At 56.2% G+C, this 16,275-nt stretch carries 13 protein-coding genes; 7 read left to right on the top strand and 6 right to left on the bottom strand.

Annotated elements, in window-relative coordinates; all coding sequences use genetic code 11:
- Nucleotides 1–28: 28 nt before the first annotated feature.
- Nucleotides 29–1,495 carry a mannitol dehydrogenase family protein gene (locus ACOTX7_RS00135; protein WP_221256249.1) on the bottom strand — a complete coding sequence of 489 codons (1,467 nt, stop codon included), beginning with the start codon at nt 1,493–1,495 and terminating at the stop codon, nt 29–31.
- 205 nt (nt 1,496–1,700) lie between these two features.
- On the opposite strand from ACOTX7_RS00135, the gene uxuA reads away from it, so the two are divergent.
- Nucleotides 1,701–2,891 (top strand): mannonate dehydratase, encoded by a 1,191-nt coding sequence (gene uxuA / locus ACOTX7_RS00130; protein ID WP_214591825.1) that lies wholly within the window; start codon nt 1,701–1,703, stop codon nt 2,889–2,891.
- Nucleotides 2,892–3,007: 116 nt separating this feature from the next.
- Here uxuA and yeiP read toward each other — a convergent pair whose 3' ends face one another.
- Nucleotides 3,008–3,580: an elongation factor P-like protein YeiP gene (yeiP, locus tag ACOTX7_RS00125; RefSeq protein WP_003859355.1), complete on the bottom strand. Its 573-nt coding sequence runs from the start codon at nt 3,578–3,580 to the stop codon at nt 3,008–3,010.
- A gap of 164 nt (nt 3,581–3,744) precedes the next feature.
- On the opposite strand from yeiP, the gene ACOTX7_RS00120 reads away from it, so the two are divergent.
- Nucleotides 3,745–3,999 (top strand): zinc/iron-chelating domain-containing protein, encoded by a 255-nt coding sequence (locus tag ACOTX7_RS00120; RefSeq protein ID WP_039274169.1) that lies wholly within the window; start codon nt 3,745–3,747, stop codon nt 3,997–3,999.
- On the opposite strand, the gene setB is transcribed toward ACOTX7_RS00120, so the two are convergent.
- Entirely contained in the window at nt 3,996–5,177 is a 1,182-nt protein-coding gene (setB, locus tag ACOTX7_RS00115) for a sugar efflux transporter SetB (RefSeq protein ID WP_221256248.1), read from the bottom strand. The two genes, ACOTX7_RS00120 and setB, sit on opposite strands and share 4 nt — an antisense overlap.
- Before the next feature lie 357 nt (nt 5,178–5,534).
- Here setB and fruB point away from each other — a divergent pair, with 357 nt between their 5' ends.
- Genes fruB through fruA form a run of 3 tightly spaced genes read left to right on the top strand, consistent with a single transcriptional unit; the run spans nt 5,535 to nt 9,305 of the window.
- A complete protein-coding gene (fruB, locus tag ACOTX7_RS00110) occupies nt 5,535–6,665 on the top strand; it encodes a fused PTS fructose transporter subunit IIA/HPr protein (RefSeq protein WP_221256247.1) in 1,131 nt (376 codons plus the stop codon).
- The gene (gene fruK, locus ACOTX7_RS00105; protein ID WP_006811313.1) at nt 6,665–7,603 is read left to right on the top strand and encodes a 1-phosphofructokinase; all 939 of its coding nucleotides are present in this window, start codon (nt 6,665–6,667) and stop codon (nt 7,601–7,603) included. The genes fruB and fruK overlap by 1 nt, the downstream gene beginning before the upstream one ends.
- Before the next feature lie 16 nt (nt 7,604–7,619).
- The gene (gene fruA, locus ACOTX7_RS00100) at nt 7,620–9,305 is read left to right on the top strand and encodes a PTS fructose transporter subunit IIBC (RefSeq protein ID WP_221256246.1); all 1,686 of its coding nucleotides are present in this window, start codon (nt 7,620–7,622) and stop codon (nt 9,303–9,305) included.
- A 75-nt stretch (nt 9,306–9,380) separates the two neighbouring features.
- On the opposite strand, the gene nfo is transcribed toward fruA, so the two are convergent.
- Complete coding sequence (gene nfo / locus ACOTX7_RS00095) at nt 9,381–10,238, bottom strand: deoxyribonuclease IV (protein WP_205923561.1); 858 nt, start codon at nt 10,236–10,238, stop codon at nt 9,381–9,383.
- A 64-nt stretch (nt 10,239–10,302) separates the two neighbouring features.
- Nucleotides 10,303–11,349, bottom strand: a complete 1,047-nt coding sequence (locus ACOTX7_RS00090) for a YeiH family protein (RefSeq protein ID WP_221256245.1) — start codon at nt 11,347–11,349, stop codon at nt 10,303–10,305.
- Nucleotides 11,350–11,446: 97 nt separating this feature from the next.
- Between ACOTX7_RS00090 and yieE the strand changes: the two genes are divergently transcribed.
- Both yieE and ACOTX7_RS00080 read left to right on the top strand, forming a co-directional pair.
- On the top strand, nt 11,447–12,313 hold the full coding sequence (gene yieE, locus ACOTX7_RS00085; protein WP_047353471.1) for a DNA-binding transcriptional regulator YeiE: 867 nt from the start codon (nt 11,447–11,449) through the stop codon (nt 12,311–12,313).
- Nucleotides 12,314–12,497: 184 nt separating this feature from the next.
- The gene (locus ACOTX7_RS00080) at nt 12,498–13,967 is read left to right on the top strand and encodes an amino acid permease (RefSeq protein ID WP_221256243.1); all 1,470 of its coding nucleotides are present in this window, start codon (nt 12,498–12,500) and stop codon (nt 13,965–13,967) included.
- A 54-nt stretch (nt 13,968–14,021) separates the two neighbouring features.
- Here the strand turns inward: ACOTX7_RS00080 and ACOTX7_RS00075 are convergent, their stop codons facing one another.
- A complete protein-coding gene (locus ACOTX7_RS00075; protein ID WP_221256242.1) occupies nt 14,022–16,007 on the bottom strand; it encodes a ligand-gated channel protein in 1,986 nt (661 codons plus the stop codon).
- Nucleotides 16,008–16,275: the final 268 nt, after the last annotated feature.

Below are 16,275 nucleotides of genomic sequence, written 5' to 3'. Positions count from 1 at the left end.
AAACCGTTCGCCTTAATCGCAATAATCGCTAAATTTTTAACGTTTCGATAACCGCCTGGCGCGCGCCGAGGCGGACGAGGCGCTGATACGCCTCGCTAATCGCCTCGACAAAGGCAGGGTTTTGCGGCAGGTCGTCGCCAAAGATTTCATTTAGCGTCAGCAGGGCGCTAACGCGTTCCGCGTCGCTGCTGGTCGCGACAATGGCCTGAAACTTTTCGCTCAGAGGATCGCGCACGTCAATGGCGTTGCCCTGTTCGTCCGTACCGCTGACGTAGCGCATCCAGCCCGCCACCCCCAGCGCCAGCAGTGGCCAGGCGGTGTTACGCTCAAGATGCATGCGGATGCCATCCAGCATGCGTTGAGGCAGCTTCTGGCTGCCGTCCATGGCGATTTGCCATGTGCGATGCTGTAGCGCCGGGTTGGCAAAGCGGTCAAGCAGGCTGTCAGCATAGGCCGTCAGATCAACGTTGGTGATGCGCAGCGTAGGGGCTTGCTCATTCAGCATCAGCCTGCGGGCGGCTTCGCGGAAACTGTCGTCCTGCATGCATTCATTAATGTGCGCGTAGTCGGCAAGGTAGCCCAGATAAGCGAGGAAGGAGTGGCTGCCGTTCAGCATCCGCAACTTCATCTGTTCCCAGGGCAGAACATCCTCAACCATCTGTACGCCTGCAACTTCCCACTCCGGACGCCCGGCGACAAAGTTATCTTCCACCACCCACTGAATGAACGGTTCACAGCTGATGGCGCAGGGATCTTCAACGCCAAGTTCCCGGGTGATTTCCGCGAGTGAGGCGTCAGTGGCGGCAGGTACAATTCGGTCGACCATGGTGCCGGGGAAACTCACGTGGGTCTCAATCCAACCCGCCAGCTCTGCGGAACGCTTCCCGGCCATGCCGAGAACGGCGTTTTTCACCACGTGGCCATTGTCGGGAATATTGTCGCAGGAGAGCACGGTAAACGCTGGCAGGCCACGTTCGCGGCGGCGATGAAGCGCTTCGACCAGAATACCCGGTGCGGAATGCGGCTCAGACGGATGCTCCAGATCGTGAAGGATGCGGCTGTTTTGCATATCCAGTTTCCCCGTCGCCGGATCGATGCAGTAGCCTTTTTCGGTAATGGTGAGGGAGACAATTGCCACCTGCGGTTCGCAGAACTTCTCAATAATGGCGGCCAGCGAGTCGAGTTTTGCGTTCAGGCACTCGTTTACTGCGCCAATAATGATGGGCTGATTGCCTTCGGCACCTTTCTCCAGCACGGTAAACAGATGATCTTGCGCCCGGAGCTGGCCCATGAGGACATCGCCGCTAAAGAGGCTAATCTCACAAATTCCCCAGTCGCCTCCTTTGGCGTTCAGTACCCGGTTTGTTAACAACGCCTGGTGCGCCCGGTGGAACGCGCCAAAGCCGAAATGGACGATGCGGGAGCGTAACGGCGCGCGATCGTAGCGGGGCAGCTGAACATGCGCAGGAAGCGCGGTGGAGGCAATAGTCTTCATGAAGTACACACCTGATTAACCATTAATTAACAATGCCAGTGTAAAGTTATATGACAACAAATTAAATTGGTAAGCCGTAAATATCCCGGTTATGTGAGTTTGATCAATCAATGTCGCGCGCTGTATTGACCGCCTTAATTAAACATGTATGGTAGTCGTCATCGAAGTAACACATATTGGTATAACAACTTGAGAGGGTGGGGCAATGGAACAAACCTGGCGTTGGTACGGGCCGAACGATCCGGTTTCTCTTGATGATGTGCGTCAGGCTGGCGCAACGGGTGTGGTCACGGCGCTGCATCATATTCCTAACGGCCAGGTGTGGCCGGTGGAAGAAATTCAAAAGCGTCAGGCACAGCTGGCTGAAAAAGGGTTAACCTGGTCTGTTGTGGAAAGTATCCCGGTTCACGAAGATATCAAAACCCACTCCGGTGAGTGTGACACCTGGATTGCGAATTATCAGCAGAGCATTCGTAACCTGGCAGCCTGCGGCATTGATACCGTCTGCTACAACTTTATGCCAATTCTTGACTGGACGCGTACGGACCTGGAATATGAAATGGCAGACGGTTCGAAAGCGCTGCGCTTCGATCAAATCGCCTTTGCGGCTTTCGAGCTGCACATTCTGAAGCGTCCGGGAGCGGAAGCAGACTACACCGCCGAAGAGCAGCAGCAGGCGCTGGCGTGGTTCAATGCCGCCAGTGAAGCGGACATTGAGAAGCTGGTTCGCAATATCATCGCGGGCCTGCCGGGGGCGGAAGAGGGGTATACCCTCGATCAGTTCCGCGCGCGCCTGGCGGAATATGGCGATATCGATAAAAACCAGCTGCGTGAAAACATGGCGCACTTCCTGCGCGCTATCGTGCCGGTGGCAGAAGAGGCTGGCGTGCGGCTGGCGGTTCACCCGGACGATCCACCGCGCCCTATCCTTGGCCTGCCGCGTATCGTGTCGACCATTGAAGATATGCAGTGGCTGAAAGAGACGGTAGACAGCATCTACAACGGCTTTACCATGTGTACCGGCTCTTACGGCGTGCGGGCGGATAACGATCTGGTGCGGATGATTGAAACCTTTGGCGATCGCATTCATTTCACCCACTTGCGTGCAACCTGTCGTGAAGAGAACCCGAAAACCTTCCATGAAGCTGCCCATCTTGGCGGCGACGTGAACATGGTTGCGGTAGTGGATGCCATTCTTGCTGAAGAGGTCCGTCGTAAGCAGGCGGGAGATGTACGTCCTATTCCGTTCCGTCCGGATCACGGGCACCAGATGCTGGACGATCTGCGCAAGAAAACGAACCCAGGGTATTCGGCGATTGGCCGTCTGAAAGGGATGGCGGAAGTGCGCGGTATCGAGCTGGCGCTGAAGATGACGAAGTATCCTGAGCTTCTGTAAGCTCTGTTGCCCGGTGACGCTGCGCTTACCGGGCCTACAAAAAACCGGCCTGAGAGCCGGTTTTTGTATTTTTGTAGGTCGGGTAAGGCGAAGCCGCCACCCGACAAAAGCCACAATCAGTCAGCACGACCCATATAACGTTTTTCTTCGATATGGATGCGGATTTTCTCGCCCGCTGACAGGTATTCCGGCACCTGTACGACCAGACCGGTAGTCAGGGTAGCCGGTTTGTTACGTGCACTTGCAGACGCACCTTTGATGCCCGGTGCCGTTTCAACGATTTCCAGATCAACGGTCTGCGGCAGCTCCAGCGCCAGCAGCACGCCATCCCAGGTCAGCACCTGCATGTCTGGCATCCCACCTTCAGGAATAAACAGCAGCTCTTCTTCGATCTGATCTTTGGTGAAGATATACGGGGTGTAATCCTCTTTATCCATGAACACGTATTCGTTGCCGTCGATATAAGAAAAATCAACGTAGCGACGGGTCAGGGTCACGGTATCTACAATGTCGTCGCCTTTAAAACGTTCTTCCACTTTCAGGCCGGTACGGACATCGGAGAAACGCATTTTGTACAGCGTTGCTGCGCCACGGGCGCTAGGTGCCTGAATGTCGATATCTTTCACAATCAGCAGTTTGCCGTTGTAATTCAGTACCATACCTTTCTTAATTTCGTTCGCTCTTGGCATTGCAGTAATCCTGTTTACGGGAGGTAAAAAATATCGCGCCAAATTACTCGCGCGCGGCCTTTCAGGCAAGCGGAATTCGTGGCTTTTGCTATCAATACATAAAAGGTGTTACTGTGCGCGCAATGCCCGACTGCACGGGCATCTGCCACCAACAGAGAGCATGTATGGATTGTCGTTCCGACTGTGGCGCGTGCTGTACCGCACCGTCCATCTCAAGCCCCATTCCAGGCATGCCGGAGGGCAAGCCTGCCAATACCCGCTGCGTTCAGCTTTCGGATTCAAACCTGTGCATGATCTTTGGCTCGCCCCTGCGTCCGAAGGTGTGCTCCGGGCTCCAGCCAACCGCCGAAATGTGCGGCAGTACGCGCCAGCAGGCCATCACTTATCTGCTTGAGCTGGAAGCGCTCACCGCGCCTTAAACGTCTTTGATCCGCGTCAGGCAGCTTAGCGTCAGGACGCACATCACCAGCGCAATCCAGAACACCGTATGATAGTTCCAGATTTCAGCCACAACGCCCGCCAGTGAGCCTGCAATAATCCAGCCCACACGGGTGGTATTAGTATAAAGGGTAGTGGCGGCACCTGCCTGACCCGGCATCAGATCCTGGAAATAGAGCATACCGATACCGGCCAGAATGCCGATATAAATGGCGTTCAGCAGCTGTAAAGCAAGAAGCAGGGCTGGCGTATGAACCGTCAGCATACCGACGTAAAACAGCAGCCCGGCAACGGCGGCGACGCGCATCAAAAAGCGCTTACCGAAACGCTTTGCGTAATAGCCCGCAATCAGCATGGTTGGGATCTCAAGCCCCGCGGCGGTACCCATCATGATCCCGGCCAGCTTCTCCGGCAGATGCAGTTCATCAATAATAAACAGCGGCATATTAATGATATAGAGACTGTTGGTTCCCCACATCAGCGTGCAGATAATGAATAACAGCAGCGCGTCGCGGCGGTTGCGTCGCGGGGCTTCCAGCGTACCGGTCGCCACTTTCGGCTCTTTGCGCATGGAGGGAAGAAAGAACCAGACCATCGCGCCGCACACCACGAAAGCCACCGCTGCGCTGAGGTACATCACCGTAAAGCCAAAACCCATCGCCAGCGCGTAGGCGAGCGGGGGACCAATCACCCATGCCAGCGAAACCTGAGCACGCAGTATTGAGCTGAACATCACCGCCTCCCGCCCGGTGCGGTCGGCATGCTCGCGGGCAAGGGCAAACATTTGCGGGTTGGCGGTCGAGCCGAAACTGCTCAGAAAGACGCCCACAAACAGCAGAATGAAGTAGTTACGATTCCAGGCAAACAGCAGGCAGGCAAACACCCCGAGCAGGCAGCAAAAAACGATCAGGCTTTTGCGATCGCCTTTGCGGTCTGAGCGACTGGCAAGAAACTGGCTGACGAAAATGCCAATGATGGCGCTTCCGGTAAAGAAGAAGCCGACCATCGCCGGACGCGCGTGGACCTCGTTGGTCAGAAACAGGCTCAGCGTAGGTGTTTGTAACGCACCGGCAATACCGGTGAGGAAAGCAACAATCAAAAACGCCGTTGACGTCAAATCAAAGGGCTTTGGTGAGGCGGCAACGGGATTGTTATGCATGTTCAGTATTTGTGAATGACAGAGAGAGGCGGAGTTTACGCCGCCCGTCATTAAATAAACAGAGGGTAAAGTCAAGATTGCTACAAAAAATCAAAATGGTATTTCAGTTTATTGATTTCACGCTGAACCGTGCTGAAGCTGTTTGCTGAACGTCAGCAAAATCCCCTCGACTGAAGAAGAAATGTGCTGCACTTCTAAATTCTGCAACAAGAAACGTAACTTTTCTTGCAACCTTTAGTGGAAAAGACAAGACTTCTTGAAACGTTTCAGTGCTATCTTGCATGTTCTGTTGAAGCAGTTAGCGCCTATTTTCTCAGTTAAGCTGAAACGATTCAATTTCAGCAGGAGAGGAGAACCATGTTCCAGTTATCTGTTCAGGATATCCACCCGGGCGAACAGGCCGGGAATAAAGAAGAGGCTATTCGCCAGGTCGCCGCTGCGCTCGTGCAGGCTGGCAACGTGGCGGACGGCTATGTTAACGGCATGCTGGCGCGCGAACAGCAGACCTCCACCTTCCTCGGTAACGGTATTGCTATTCCGCACGGCACCACGGACACCCGCGATCAGGTGCTGAAAACCGGCGTGCAGGTTTACCAGTTCCCGCAGGGCGTGCTCTGGGGCGAGGGCCAGGTGGCTTACGTGGCGATTGGTATCGCGGCCAGCGGTGACGAACACCTGGGCCTGCTGCGTCAGCTGACGCACGTGCTGAGCGATGATGCCGTCGCGGAACAGCTTAAATCCGCCACCACTGCTGAAGAGCTGCGCGCCCTGCTGATGGGCGAAAAACAGAGCGAAGCGCTGAAGCTGGATAATGAAACCCTGACGCTGGACGTCGTTGCATCCGATCTGGTCACCCTCCAGGCGCTGAACGCGGCGCGCCTGAAAGAGGTGGGCGCGGCAGATGCCGGTTTCGTTTCACGCACCATCAATGATAAGCCACTGAATCTCGGTCAGGGCATCTGGCTGAACGACAGTGCTGAAGGCAACCTGCGTAGCGCTATCGCGGTCAGCCGTGCTGCGGTTGCCTTTGAGACAGATGGCGAACGCGCCGCGATGCTGGTAACGGTTGCGATGACTGACGATCAGCCGGTTTCCGTACTGAAGCGTCTGGGCGATCTGCTGCTGAACAACAAAGCTGAAAAATTGCTGAACGCCGATGCGGCGACCGTACTGGCCCTGCTGACCAGCGACGATGCGCTGACGGACGACCTGCTGAGTGCAGAGTACGTGGTGCGTAACGAACACGGCCTGCATGCCCGTCCGGGCACCATGCTGGTGAATACCATTAAACAATTTGAAAGTGAGATCACCGTGACCAATCTGGACGGTTCGGGTAAACCAGCCAACGGCCGTAGCCTGATGAAAGTCGTCGCGCTGGGCGTGAAGAAAGGCCATCGCCTGCGCTTCACCGCGCAGGGTGCGGATGCTGAACAGGCGCTGAAAGCGATTGGCGACGCCATCGCAGCTGGTCTGGGGGAGGGCGCATAATGAGCAGACGTGTTGCGACCATTACGCTGAACCCGGCATACGATCTGGTGGGCTTTTGCCCGGAAATTGAGCGTGGCGAAGTTAACCTGGTGCGGACGACCGGCCTGCACGCCGCAGGGAAAGGGATTAACGTGGCGAAGGTGCTGAAAGATCTCGGCATCGACGTGACCGTTGGTGGCTTCCTCGGTAAAGACAACCAGGACGGTTTTCAGCAGTTGTTCAGTGAACTGGGCATCGCTAACCGTTTTCAGGTTGTGCAGGGCCGTACCCGCATCAACGTTAAGCTGACCGAAAAAGACGGTGAAGTGACCGATCTGAACTTCTCCGGCTTTGAAGTGACCCCGGCTGACTGGGAGCGCTTTGTTGCCGATTCCCTGAGCTGGCTGGGACAGTTTGACATGGTGTGCGTCAGCGGCAGTCTGCCGTCCGGCGTCAGCCCGGAAGCATTCACCGACTGGATGACGCGCCTGCGCAGCCAGTGCCCGTGCATTATTTTCGACAGCAGCCGCGACGCGCTGGTCGCCGGTCTGAAAGCCTCACCATGGCTGGTTAAGCCTAACCGTCGTGAGCTGGAGATCTGGGCGGGCCGTAAGCTGCCAGAATTAAAGGATGTGATTGACGCTGCCCATGCGCTGCGCGAGCAGGGTATTGCTCACGTAGTGATTTCGCTGGGCGCAGAAGGTGCGTTGTGGGTTAACGCTTCAGGTGAATGGATTGCCAAACCGCCGTCAATGGAAGTGGTGAGCACCGTTGGCGCAGGGGATTCGATGGTTGGCGGCCTGATTTACGGCCTGCTGATGCGTGAATCCAGTGAACATACCTTACGTCTTGCTACCGCCGTTGCGGCCCTGGCCGTGAGCCAGAGCAATGTCGGCATTACCGATCGTACCCAGTTGGCCGCGATGATGGCGCGCGTTGACTTAAAACCTTTTAACTAACAGCAGGAGAGGAATAATGAAAACGCTGCTGATCATTGACTCCGGTCTCGGACAGGCTCGTGCCTATATGGCAAAGACCCTGCTGGGCGCGGCGGCACAAAAAGCGCACCTGGATATCATTGATAACCCGGGTGATGCTGAAATGGCGATTGTTCTGGGCGACAAAATCCCTGCGGACAGCGCGCTGAACGGCAAAAAAGTGTGGCTGGGCGATATTAATCGCGCGGTGGCACACCCTGAACTGTTTCTGAGCGAAGCAAAAGGCCATGCGACTGTTTACAGCGTGCCTGTTGAGGCGTCGCCGGTTGCTGCCACGGGTCCGAAACGCATTGTTGCGGTCACGGCCTGCCCGACAGGCGTGGCGCATACCTTTATGGCGGCTGAAGCCATTGAAACCGAAGCGAAAAAACGCGGCTGGTGGGTAAAAGTTGAAACGCGCGGCTCCGTGGGCGCGGGCAATGCCATTACGCCGGAAGAGGTGGCAGAAGCCGATCTGGTGATTGTGGCGGCCGATATCGAAGTGGATCTGGCGAAGTTTGCCGGCAAGCCGATGTACCGCACCTCTACCGGCCTGGCGCTGAAAAAAACCGCGCAGGAATTTGATAAAGCGCTGGCGGAAGCCAAACCTTATCAGCCAACCGGTGCGGCTAAAACGCCTGGCGAAGGCAAGAAAGAGTCTGCGGGCGCGTATCGTCACCTGCTGACCGGCGTGTCCTACATGCTGCCGATGGTGGTGGCGGGCGGCCTGTGTATTGCGCTTTCCTTCGCCTTTGGTATCGAAGCCTTTAAAGAGCAGGGCACCCTGGCGGCGGCGTTGATGCAGATTGGCGGCGGCTCCGCGTTTGCGCTGATGGTGCCGGTGCTGGCGGGCTTTATCGCCTTCTCGATTGCTGACCGTCCGGGTCTGACGCCGGGTCTTATCGGCGGTATGCTGGCCGTGAGCACCGGTTCCGGCTTTATCGGCGGTATCATCGCCGGTTTCCTCGCAGGTTACGTGGCGAAGCTGATTAGCTCGAAGCTGAAGCTGCCACAAAGTATGGAAGCGCTGAAACCTATCCTGATCATCCCGCTGATTTCCAGCCTGGTGGTCGGCCTGGCGATGATTTACCTGATTGGTAAACCGGTTGCGGGCATTCTGGAAGGTCTGACCCACTGGCTGCAAACCATGGGGACGGCGAACGCGGTGCTGCTGGGCGCAATCCTCGGCGGTATGATGTGTACTGACATGGGTGGTCCGGTTAACAAAGCGGCATACGCCTTTGGCGTTGGCCTGCTGAGTACCCAGACCTATGCGCCGATGGCGGCGATCATGGCGGCAGGTATGGTGCCACCGCTGGCGCTAGGCCTGGCGACAATCATTGCCCGTCGCAAGTTCGATAAAGCGCAGCAGGAAGGCGGCAAAGCGGCACTGGTGCTGGGCCTGTGCTTCATCACCGAAGGCGCAATCCCGTTTGCGGCGCGTGATCCAATGCGTGTTCTGCCATGCTGTATCGTCGGCGGCGCGGTAACGGGGGCTATCTCCATGGCGGTAGGTGCGAAACTGATGGCACCACACGGCGGTCTGTTCGTTCTGCTGATCCCAGGCGCCATCACGCCGGTGCTGGGTTATCTGCTGGCGATTGTTGTCGGTACGCTGGTGGCGGGTCTGTCTTACGCGGTGCTGAAGCGCCCGGAAGCGGACGTTGTTGCTAAAGCAGCGTAAAAAGGTGTCGGGTGGCGGCTTCGCCTGACCCGACCTACAAAAAAAGCCGGGTCGCATTACGCACCCGGCTTTTTTTTATGCCGCCTGTTCAGCGGTCTGCTGCGCCTTCAGCCAGGCAATTTCTTCTGCCCAGATATCCGGATTGATGGTTTCCAGCACCATCGGAATACCGTCAAAGCGGGCGTCCTGCATGATAAAGCGGAATGCATCGTGGCCGATATTGCCTTCGCCAAGGCTGTGGTGACGGTCAACGCGGCTGCCGAACGCGCTTTTCGCATCGTTTAAGTGCATACCACGCAGATACTTAAAGCCCACCACGCGTTCAAACTCATCGAAGGTGTTTTTTGTGGCCTCGGTTGTGCGCAGATCATAACCGGCAGCAAACGCGTGACAGGTATCAATGCACACGCCCACGCGGGATTTGTCCTCCACGCCGTCGATAATCGCCGCCAGATGTTCGAACTTAAAGCCGAGGTTGCTGCCCTGACCGGCGGTGTTTTCAATCACCGCGGTAACACCCTGAGTTTTATCCAGCGTCATGTTAATCGACTCGGCAATGCGCGCCAGACAGGCGTCTTCGTCGATTTGCATCAGATGGCTTCCGGGATGGAAGTTCAGCAGCGTCAGCCCCAGCTGCTCGCAGCGCTGGACTTCATCGAGAAACGCCTCACGGGACTTTTCCAGCGCTTCCTGAACCGGATGCCCAAGATTAATCAGATAGCTGTCGTGCGGGAGGATCTGGCCAGGCCCGTAGCGGTATTTTTCGCAGGCGGCCTTGAAGTCATCAATCACTTCTGCGGTAAGGGGAGCGGCGCGCCACTGGCGCTGGTTTTTGGTGAACAGGGCGAAAGCGGTCGCCTCGATTTCGGCGGCGCGAATGGCGGCATTGGCAAGGCCACCGGCAGCGCTGACGTGCGCTCCAACATATTTCATAAAAAGACTCCTGTTAACCCGAAATGCCTATGATAACGGGTTAACAGGAGAAGGACGAGATGGTTTATGCCATCAGGCTGTGTACCGCAAGGTTAATCGCGCCGCCGCCCACAATCAGCCAGATGAAGAGCACCAGCGCCATCAGCAGCGGTTTCGCACCGGCTTTTTTCAGCGCGCTGACGTGAGTGGTCACACCCAGCGCCGCCATTGCCATCGCCAGCAGCACCGTATCCAGCGTCACCAGCATCTCCACTACCGCTTTCGGCAGCAGGTGGAAGGAGTTAAAGATGGCGACCACGATGAACAGGATCGCAAACCACGGAATGGTGATTTTGCTCTTCTCGTTGCCGCCAGTCGGAGCCAGCTGTTTAACCCGGGCCGCGAGGAAAATCAGGAACGGCGCCAGCATCATTACGCGCAGCATTTTTGCGATGACTGCCGCGTTTTCCGCTTCCGGGTTAATGGCATGACCTGCCGCCACCACCTGTGCCACTTCGTGCATGGTCGAGCCAATATAGATGCCGTAGGTTTCCGGGCTAAACCAGTGCGCCACCAGCGGATACATGGCCGGGTACAGGAAGATCGCCAGCGTACCGAAGATAACCACCGTCGCGACCGCCACCGTGACTTTACTGGCTTCGGCTTTGACTACCGGCTCCGTCGCCAGCACCGCGGCCGCACCGCAGATGCTGCTGCCTGCACCGATCAGCCAGCTGGTCTGTTTATCCAGGCCAAAGATCTTCTGGCCAATAAAGCACGCCAGTAAAAAAGTGCTCGAAAGGGTCAGGACGTCGATGGCAATCCCGCTGACGCCCACATCCGCAATCTGCGAAAAGGTAAGGCGGAAGCCATAGAGGATAATCCCGAGACGTAATAAATGTTGCTTGGCGAAAATCACGCCGCCGTCGCAGGATTTCCAGATGTGCGGGTAAACGGTATTCCCCACCACCATGCCGAGCAGAATGGCCAGCGTTAAGGCGCTGAACCCCGCACCGGCAACCGCCGGTATACTGCCGCCCCATAAGGCCACACCGGTAACCACGGCGCTGAGCGCAAGACCCGGCACGAAGTGCCACACTGTACGATGATGTTGTAAGGTGATTTCTGACATAACCTTCTCCTTTGTCTGGCTAAAGGTTACGGCGCTCTGGCTTAAAAATAAAATTGATTATATATTTATAATCAATCTTTATAAGTGGTAAGCAACCATGCACATTACATTGCGTCAGCTGGAAGTTTTTGCCGAAGTGCTGAAAAGCGGCTCGACAACCCAGGCGTCACAAATGCTGGCGCTCTCGCAGTCCGCCGTCAGCGCGGCCTTGACCGATCTTGAAGGGCAACTGGGCGTGCAGCTTTTCGACAGGGTAGGGAAGCGGCTGGTGGTGAACGAACATGGCCGCCTGCTGTACCCGCGCGCGCTGGCCTTGCTGGAGCAGGCGATTGAAATTGAACAACTGTTCCGCGAAGACAACGGCGCGATCCGCGTCTACGCCAGCAGCACGATCGGCAACTACATCCTGCCGGAAGTGATCGCCCGCTACCGCCGGGATTTCCCGACCCTGCCGCTGGAGATGAGCGTCGGCAACAGCCAGGACGTGATTAACGCGGTCATTGATTTCCGCGTGGATATCGGGCTTATCGAAGGGCCGTGCCATAACGTCGATATCATTGCGGAACCCTGGCTTGAGGATGAGCTGGTGGTGTTTGCTTCCCCGGCCTCTTCCTTACTCCAGGGCGAGGTCACGCTGGCGCGTCTGGCGCAGGCGCAGTGGATCCTGCGAGAGCAGGGTTCCGGCACGCGTGAGATTGTCGATTACCTGCTGCTGTCCCATCTGCCGCAGTTCCAGTTAGGGATGGAGTTAGGTAATTCCGAGGCCATTAAGCACGCCGTACGTCATGGCCTGGGTATCAGCTGTCTTTCCCGACGGGTGATTGCCGAACAGCTGGAGACCGGCTCACTGGTTGAGATCCCCGTTCCACTGCCGAAGCTGGTGCGCACGCTGTGGTGCATCCATCATCGTCAGAAACACCTTTCCAGCGCGCTCCAGCGTTTTCTGCGCTACTGCGAGATGTAAAAGCGCCCCTCACCCCAGCCCTCTCCCCTCTGGGGAGAGGGCTGGGGTGAGGGGAAAAAATTATGCTTTACTTATAATCCTGGCCGAGTCATGAAGCTCTCTAATAACTGAGCATTTCTGCCGGAAGCAACGCAGATCGTCTGCTACAATCGCGCCTCATTTATTGAATGGACAGCATTTTCACATGGTTTCAGAAACTAAAACCACAGAAGCGCCCGCGCTACGTCGCGCACTTAAGGCGCGTCACCTGACGATGATCGCCATTGGCGGCTCCATCGGTACAGGTCTTTTCGTTGCCTCTGGCGCAACGATTTCGGCAGCCGGCCCGGGTGGGGCATTATTCTCTTATATTCTGATTGGCCTGATGGTTTACTTCCTGATGACCAGTCTGGGCGAACTGGCGGCATACATGCCGGTGTCTGGTTCGTTTTCGACCTACGGACAAAAATACGTTGAAGAAGGCTTCGGCTTCGCGCTGGGCTGGAACTACTGGTACAACTGGGCGGTGACCATCGCCGTTGACCTCGTCGCCGCACAGCTGGTCATGACCTGGTGGTTCCCGGACACGCCAGGCTGGATCTGGAGCGCTCTGTTCCTGGCGGTTATCTTCCTGCTGAACTACATCTCCGTGCGCGGTTTCGGCGAAGCGGAATACTGGTTCTCTTTGATCAAAGTGGCAACCGTCATCATCTTTATCGTCGTCGGTGTGGCGATGATCGTTGGTATTTTCAAAGGGGCTGAACCGGCGGGCTGGAGTAACTGGGCGATAGGCGATGCGCCGTTTGCCGGGGGCTTCTCGGCGATGATTGGCGTGGCGATGATTGTCGGCTTCTCCTTCCAGGGCACGGAGCTGATTGGTATCGCGGCCGGTGAATCCGAAAACCCGGAGAAGAACATTCCGCGCGCGGTGCGTCAGGTGTTCTGGCGTATCCTGCTGTTCTATGTCTTCGCGATCCTGATTATCAGCCTGATCATTCCGTATACCGACCCAAGCCTGCTGCGTAACGACGTCAAAGACATCAGCGTCAGCCCGTTCACGCTGGTCTTCCAGCACGCGGGTCTGCTCTCTGCGGCGGCGGTGATGAACGCGGTGATCCTGACGGCGGTACTGTCTGCGGGTAACTCCGGGATGTACGCCTCCACCCGTATGCTCTACACCCTGGCCTGCGACGGCAAAGCGCCGCGTATTTTCTCAAAACTGTCTCGCGGTGGCGTGCCACGCAACGCGCTGTATGCGACCACGGTGATTGCGGGCCTCTGTTTCCTGACCTCCATGTTCGGCAACCAGACGGTTTACCTGTGGCTGCTTAACACCTCTGGTATGACGGGCTTCATCGCCTGGCTGGGTATTGCCATCAGCCACTACCGTTTCCGTCGCGGGTACGTCAAGCAGGGTCATGATCTGAATAATCTGCCGTACCGTTCAGGGTTCTTCCCGCTGGGGCCGATTTTCGCCTTCGTTCTGTGCCTGATCATTACCCTGGGCCAGAACTATGAGGCCTTCCTTGCGGACACCATTGACTGGGGCGCCGTCACGGCCACCTATATTGGCATTCCGCTGTTCCTGATCATCTGGTTTGGCTACAAACTGACGAAAGGAACACGCTTCGTTCGCTACAGTGAAATGGATTTCCCGGAACGATTTAAACAATAACCGCACTTCCTCTCTTTTAGCCCGCTCAGTTGAGCGGGCTTTTTTATGGGCAGATCAGAAGCTGTAGGTCATGCCAACTGTATAGCGACGCCCGTCGAGCACGGTGTCATACGTATCGTAATCAATCTGCTTATCAAGCACGTTATACACACCGGCGGTAACCAGCAGGTTTTTGTTGGCGTTGTAGCGCATACCGACGTCAACCTGAGTGTAGGACGGCGTACCCTGGGACATTGACGTGCGGCTCAGGTACTCAGACGTTTTACCGCGCAGGTTCACGCGGCTCCAGAAACCGACATCGTGCGTCGCCTGCCAGTCGAGAGTGGTGTTGAACATGTGTTTCGGCATTTTGTTCAGAGGTTTGCCGGAGAACTGGCCGCTCTTCTGCTCGGATTCTGTATAGGTGTAGTTTGCTGTCCAGTTCAGATCGCGCGTGATTTTCCAGCCGAAGGAGGATTCCACACCGCGCATGTTGGCTTTGTCCACGTTGACGCGGTCGCTCACGAAATCATAGCTGTGACCGCCAATCGTACAGGCGGGATCGGCGCTGCTGTTACAGCGGCGAACTTCCGTAATCTTGTCCTTGAAGTCGGTATTAAACAGCGTCACACCGGCATTCAGGTTATCGTTGTTATCCCAGAGCAGGGCGAGTTCTTCGCTGAGGCTCTTCTCTGGTTTCAGATCCGGGTTGCCGACGATGATACCGTCAAGACGGCCGCCACCGGTCACCTGGCCCCAACTGGCAGACGACTGACGCAGGTCCGGCGCACGATAGCCAGCAGAAACCCCGCCTTTCAACGTCCACTGATCGGCCAGGTGCCATACGCCGTAACCGCGCGGCGTCCAGTTAGTACCGTAGTTCTGGTCTTTGTCCATCCGCAGGCCGCCGGTCAACGTAAAGCTTTCCGTCATTGCCCATTCATCTTCGGCAAACAGAGCCCAGCTCCAGCGCGTCAGTTTGTTCAGGCCGTCAGCAGCTTCCAGCTGATTACCGTTGTCGCGCAGTTTCTCATAGCGATACTGCCCGCCAAGGGTCAGAGTATGATCGCCGAGGAAAATCTGGTTCTGGTTGTTGAAGGTGGTGTTATAGGAGCGCATTTCGCGACCTGGATTATTGGTCTCTTCCTGCTGGATATAGCTGGTGGTATTGAAGTCATCGTAATAACCGCTGTGGGTTAACGAGTAGGTTGTATGCTCATAGCGCGAGTCGCTTTTGGTGGTTGGCGTACAGGTCGTTCCCCGGCAGGTTTCCGTCGCTTTTGACATCCCCGGGGTGCTGTTTCTGTCCTGAAGCTCACGGGCAAAATCAAGGTCGAAATCGTTCTTCTCGTCCGGCGTGAAGTTCAGCGTAATGCCACCGTTACGCATCTTCTGTTCGTTATAGCCGTTCACGATCTTATCTTCTGCGCGGCGTGACAACAGCCCCGTCACTTTTGCACCCAGCAGCCCGTCAATCAGAGGACCAGAAGCGTAGGCGTTGGTCTGGAAGATATCGCCGGAATCATGGTTTTCCTGGAAGGTGGCATCGCCGTGCAACGAACCGGTCCAGGCTTTGGTGTTCGAGACTTTTTTGGTGATGACGTTGATAACGCCACCCATCGCATCGGAGCCGTACAGCGAGGACATCGGGCCGCGGATGACCTCGATGCGCTCAATGGACTCCAGCGGCGGCAGCCAGCCTTGTTCAATACCCGAGTTGTCGCTGTTTGGGCGGGTGCTTCGCGTACTGACGCGTTTGCCGTTCACCAGGAACAGGGTGTACTGAGAGGCCATGCCGCGAATACTGATGTCACTGCTACTCCCGCCGCCCGTGACGACCACGCCCGGGACGTCTCTCAGGGCATCGGTAACATCACGGTAGGCTTTATCTTCAATTTGCTGTTTTGAAATCACAGAGATGGAGGCGGGAGCATTCTGGATCTTTTGTTCAAAACCGGTCGCGGTGACGACAACGGTGTCCTGATCGGCTGCGTGAACGAAGGAGGAACATGTGGCAGCGCCAACGGCGACGGCCAGGAGTTTAATGCGTGGTATTGTCATTTGTACATTCCGTATAAAAATGAATAAAACTCCATCGGGATAACCCTGAGAACTGTATGTTTTTGTCTTGTAAGAACTCTTTACGATGGAGAAGAGCCTGGAATTGTACAAAAGAATGTAGAATTGTAAACACAAATGATAATTGAAATCATTTGTGTTTGATAAAAGAGTGCAGAAAAGAGGCTGGATTCAGGCGGATAGCAGGATGTAAAGAGGGGGAGGGGAAAGACCCGGTAGAGAGGAGGCGCTACCGGGCAAAAGGCGGAAC

This window comes from Enterobacter cloacae complex sp. IR5418 (genome assembly GCF_049238105.1).
Classification (GTDB): Bacteria; Pseudomonadota; Gammaproteobacteria; order Enterobacterales; family Enterobacteriaceae; genus Enterobacter; species Enterobacter hormaechei.
Note: the sequence above shows the minus strand (reverse complement) of the source record. Positions and strands in the feature narration are given on the sequence as shown.

What these genes read in the sequence shown, in the direction of transcription:
- setB (WP_221256248.1), bottom strand. Translation starts at nt 5,177, where the DNA reads ATGCATAACAATCCCGTTGCCGCCTCACCAAAGCCCTTTGATTTGACG.
- fruA (WP_221256246.1), top strand. Translation starts at nt 7,620, where the DNA reads ATGAAAACGCTGCTGATCATTGACTCCGGTCTCGGACAGGCTCGTGCC.
- uxuA (WP_214591825.1), top strand. Translation starts at nt 1,701, where the DNA reads ATGGAACAAACCTGGCGTTGGTACGGGCCGAACGATCCGGTTTCTCTT.
- fruK (WP_006811313.1), top strand. Translation starts at nt 6,665, where the DNA reads ATGAGCAGACGTGTTGCGACCATTACGCTGAACCCGGCATACGATCTG.
- ACOTX7_RS00075 (WP_221256242.1), bottom strand. Translation starts at nt 16,007, where the DNA reads ATGACAATACCACGCATTAAACTCCTGGCCGTCGCCGTTGGCGCTGCC.
- yieE (WP_047353471.1), top strand. Translation starts at nt 11,447, where the DNA reads ATGCACATTACATTGCGTCAGCTGGAAGTTTTTGCCGAAGTGCTGAAA.
- ACOTX7_RS00135 (WP_221256249.1), bottom strand. Translation starts at nt 1,495, where the DNA reads ATGAAGACTATTGCCTCCACCGCGCTTCCTGCGCATGTTCAGCTGCCC.
- yeiP (WP_003859355.1), bottom strand. Translation starts at nt 3,580, where the DNA reads ATGCCAAGAGCGAACGAAATTAAGAAAGGTATGGTACTGAATTACAAC.
- ACOTX7_RS00080 (WP_221256243.1), top strand. Translation starts at nt 12,498, where the DNA reads ATGGTTTCAGAAACTAAAACCACAGAAGCGCCCGCGCTACGTCGCGCA.
- ACOTX7_RS00090 (WP_221256245.1), bottom strand. Translation starts at nt 11,349, where the DNA reads ATGTCAGAAATCACCTTACAACATCATCGTACAGTGTGGCACTTCGTG.
- ACOTX7_RS00120 (WP_039274169.1), top strand. Translation starts at nt 3,745, where the DNA reads ATGGATTGTCGTTCCGACTGTGGCGCGTGCTGTACCGCACCGTCCATC.
- nfo (WP_205923561.1), bottom strand. Translation starts at nt 10,238, where the DNA reads ATGAAATATGTTGGAGCGCACGTCAGCGCTGCCGGTGGCCTTGCCAAT.
- fruB (WP_221256247.1), top strand. Translation starts at nt 5,535, where the DNA reads ATGTTCCAGTTATCTGTTCAGGATATCCACCCGGGCGAACAGGCCGGG.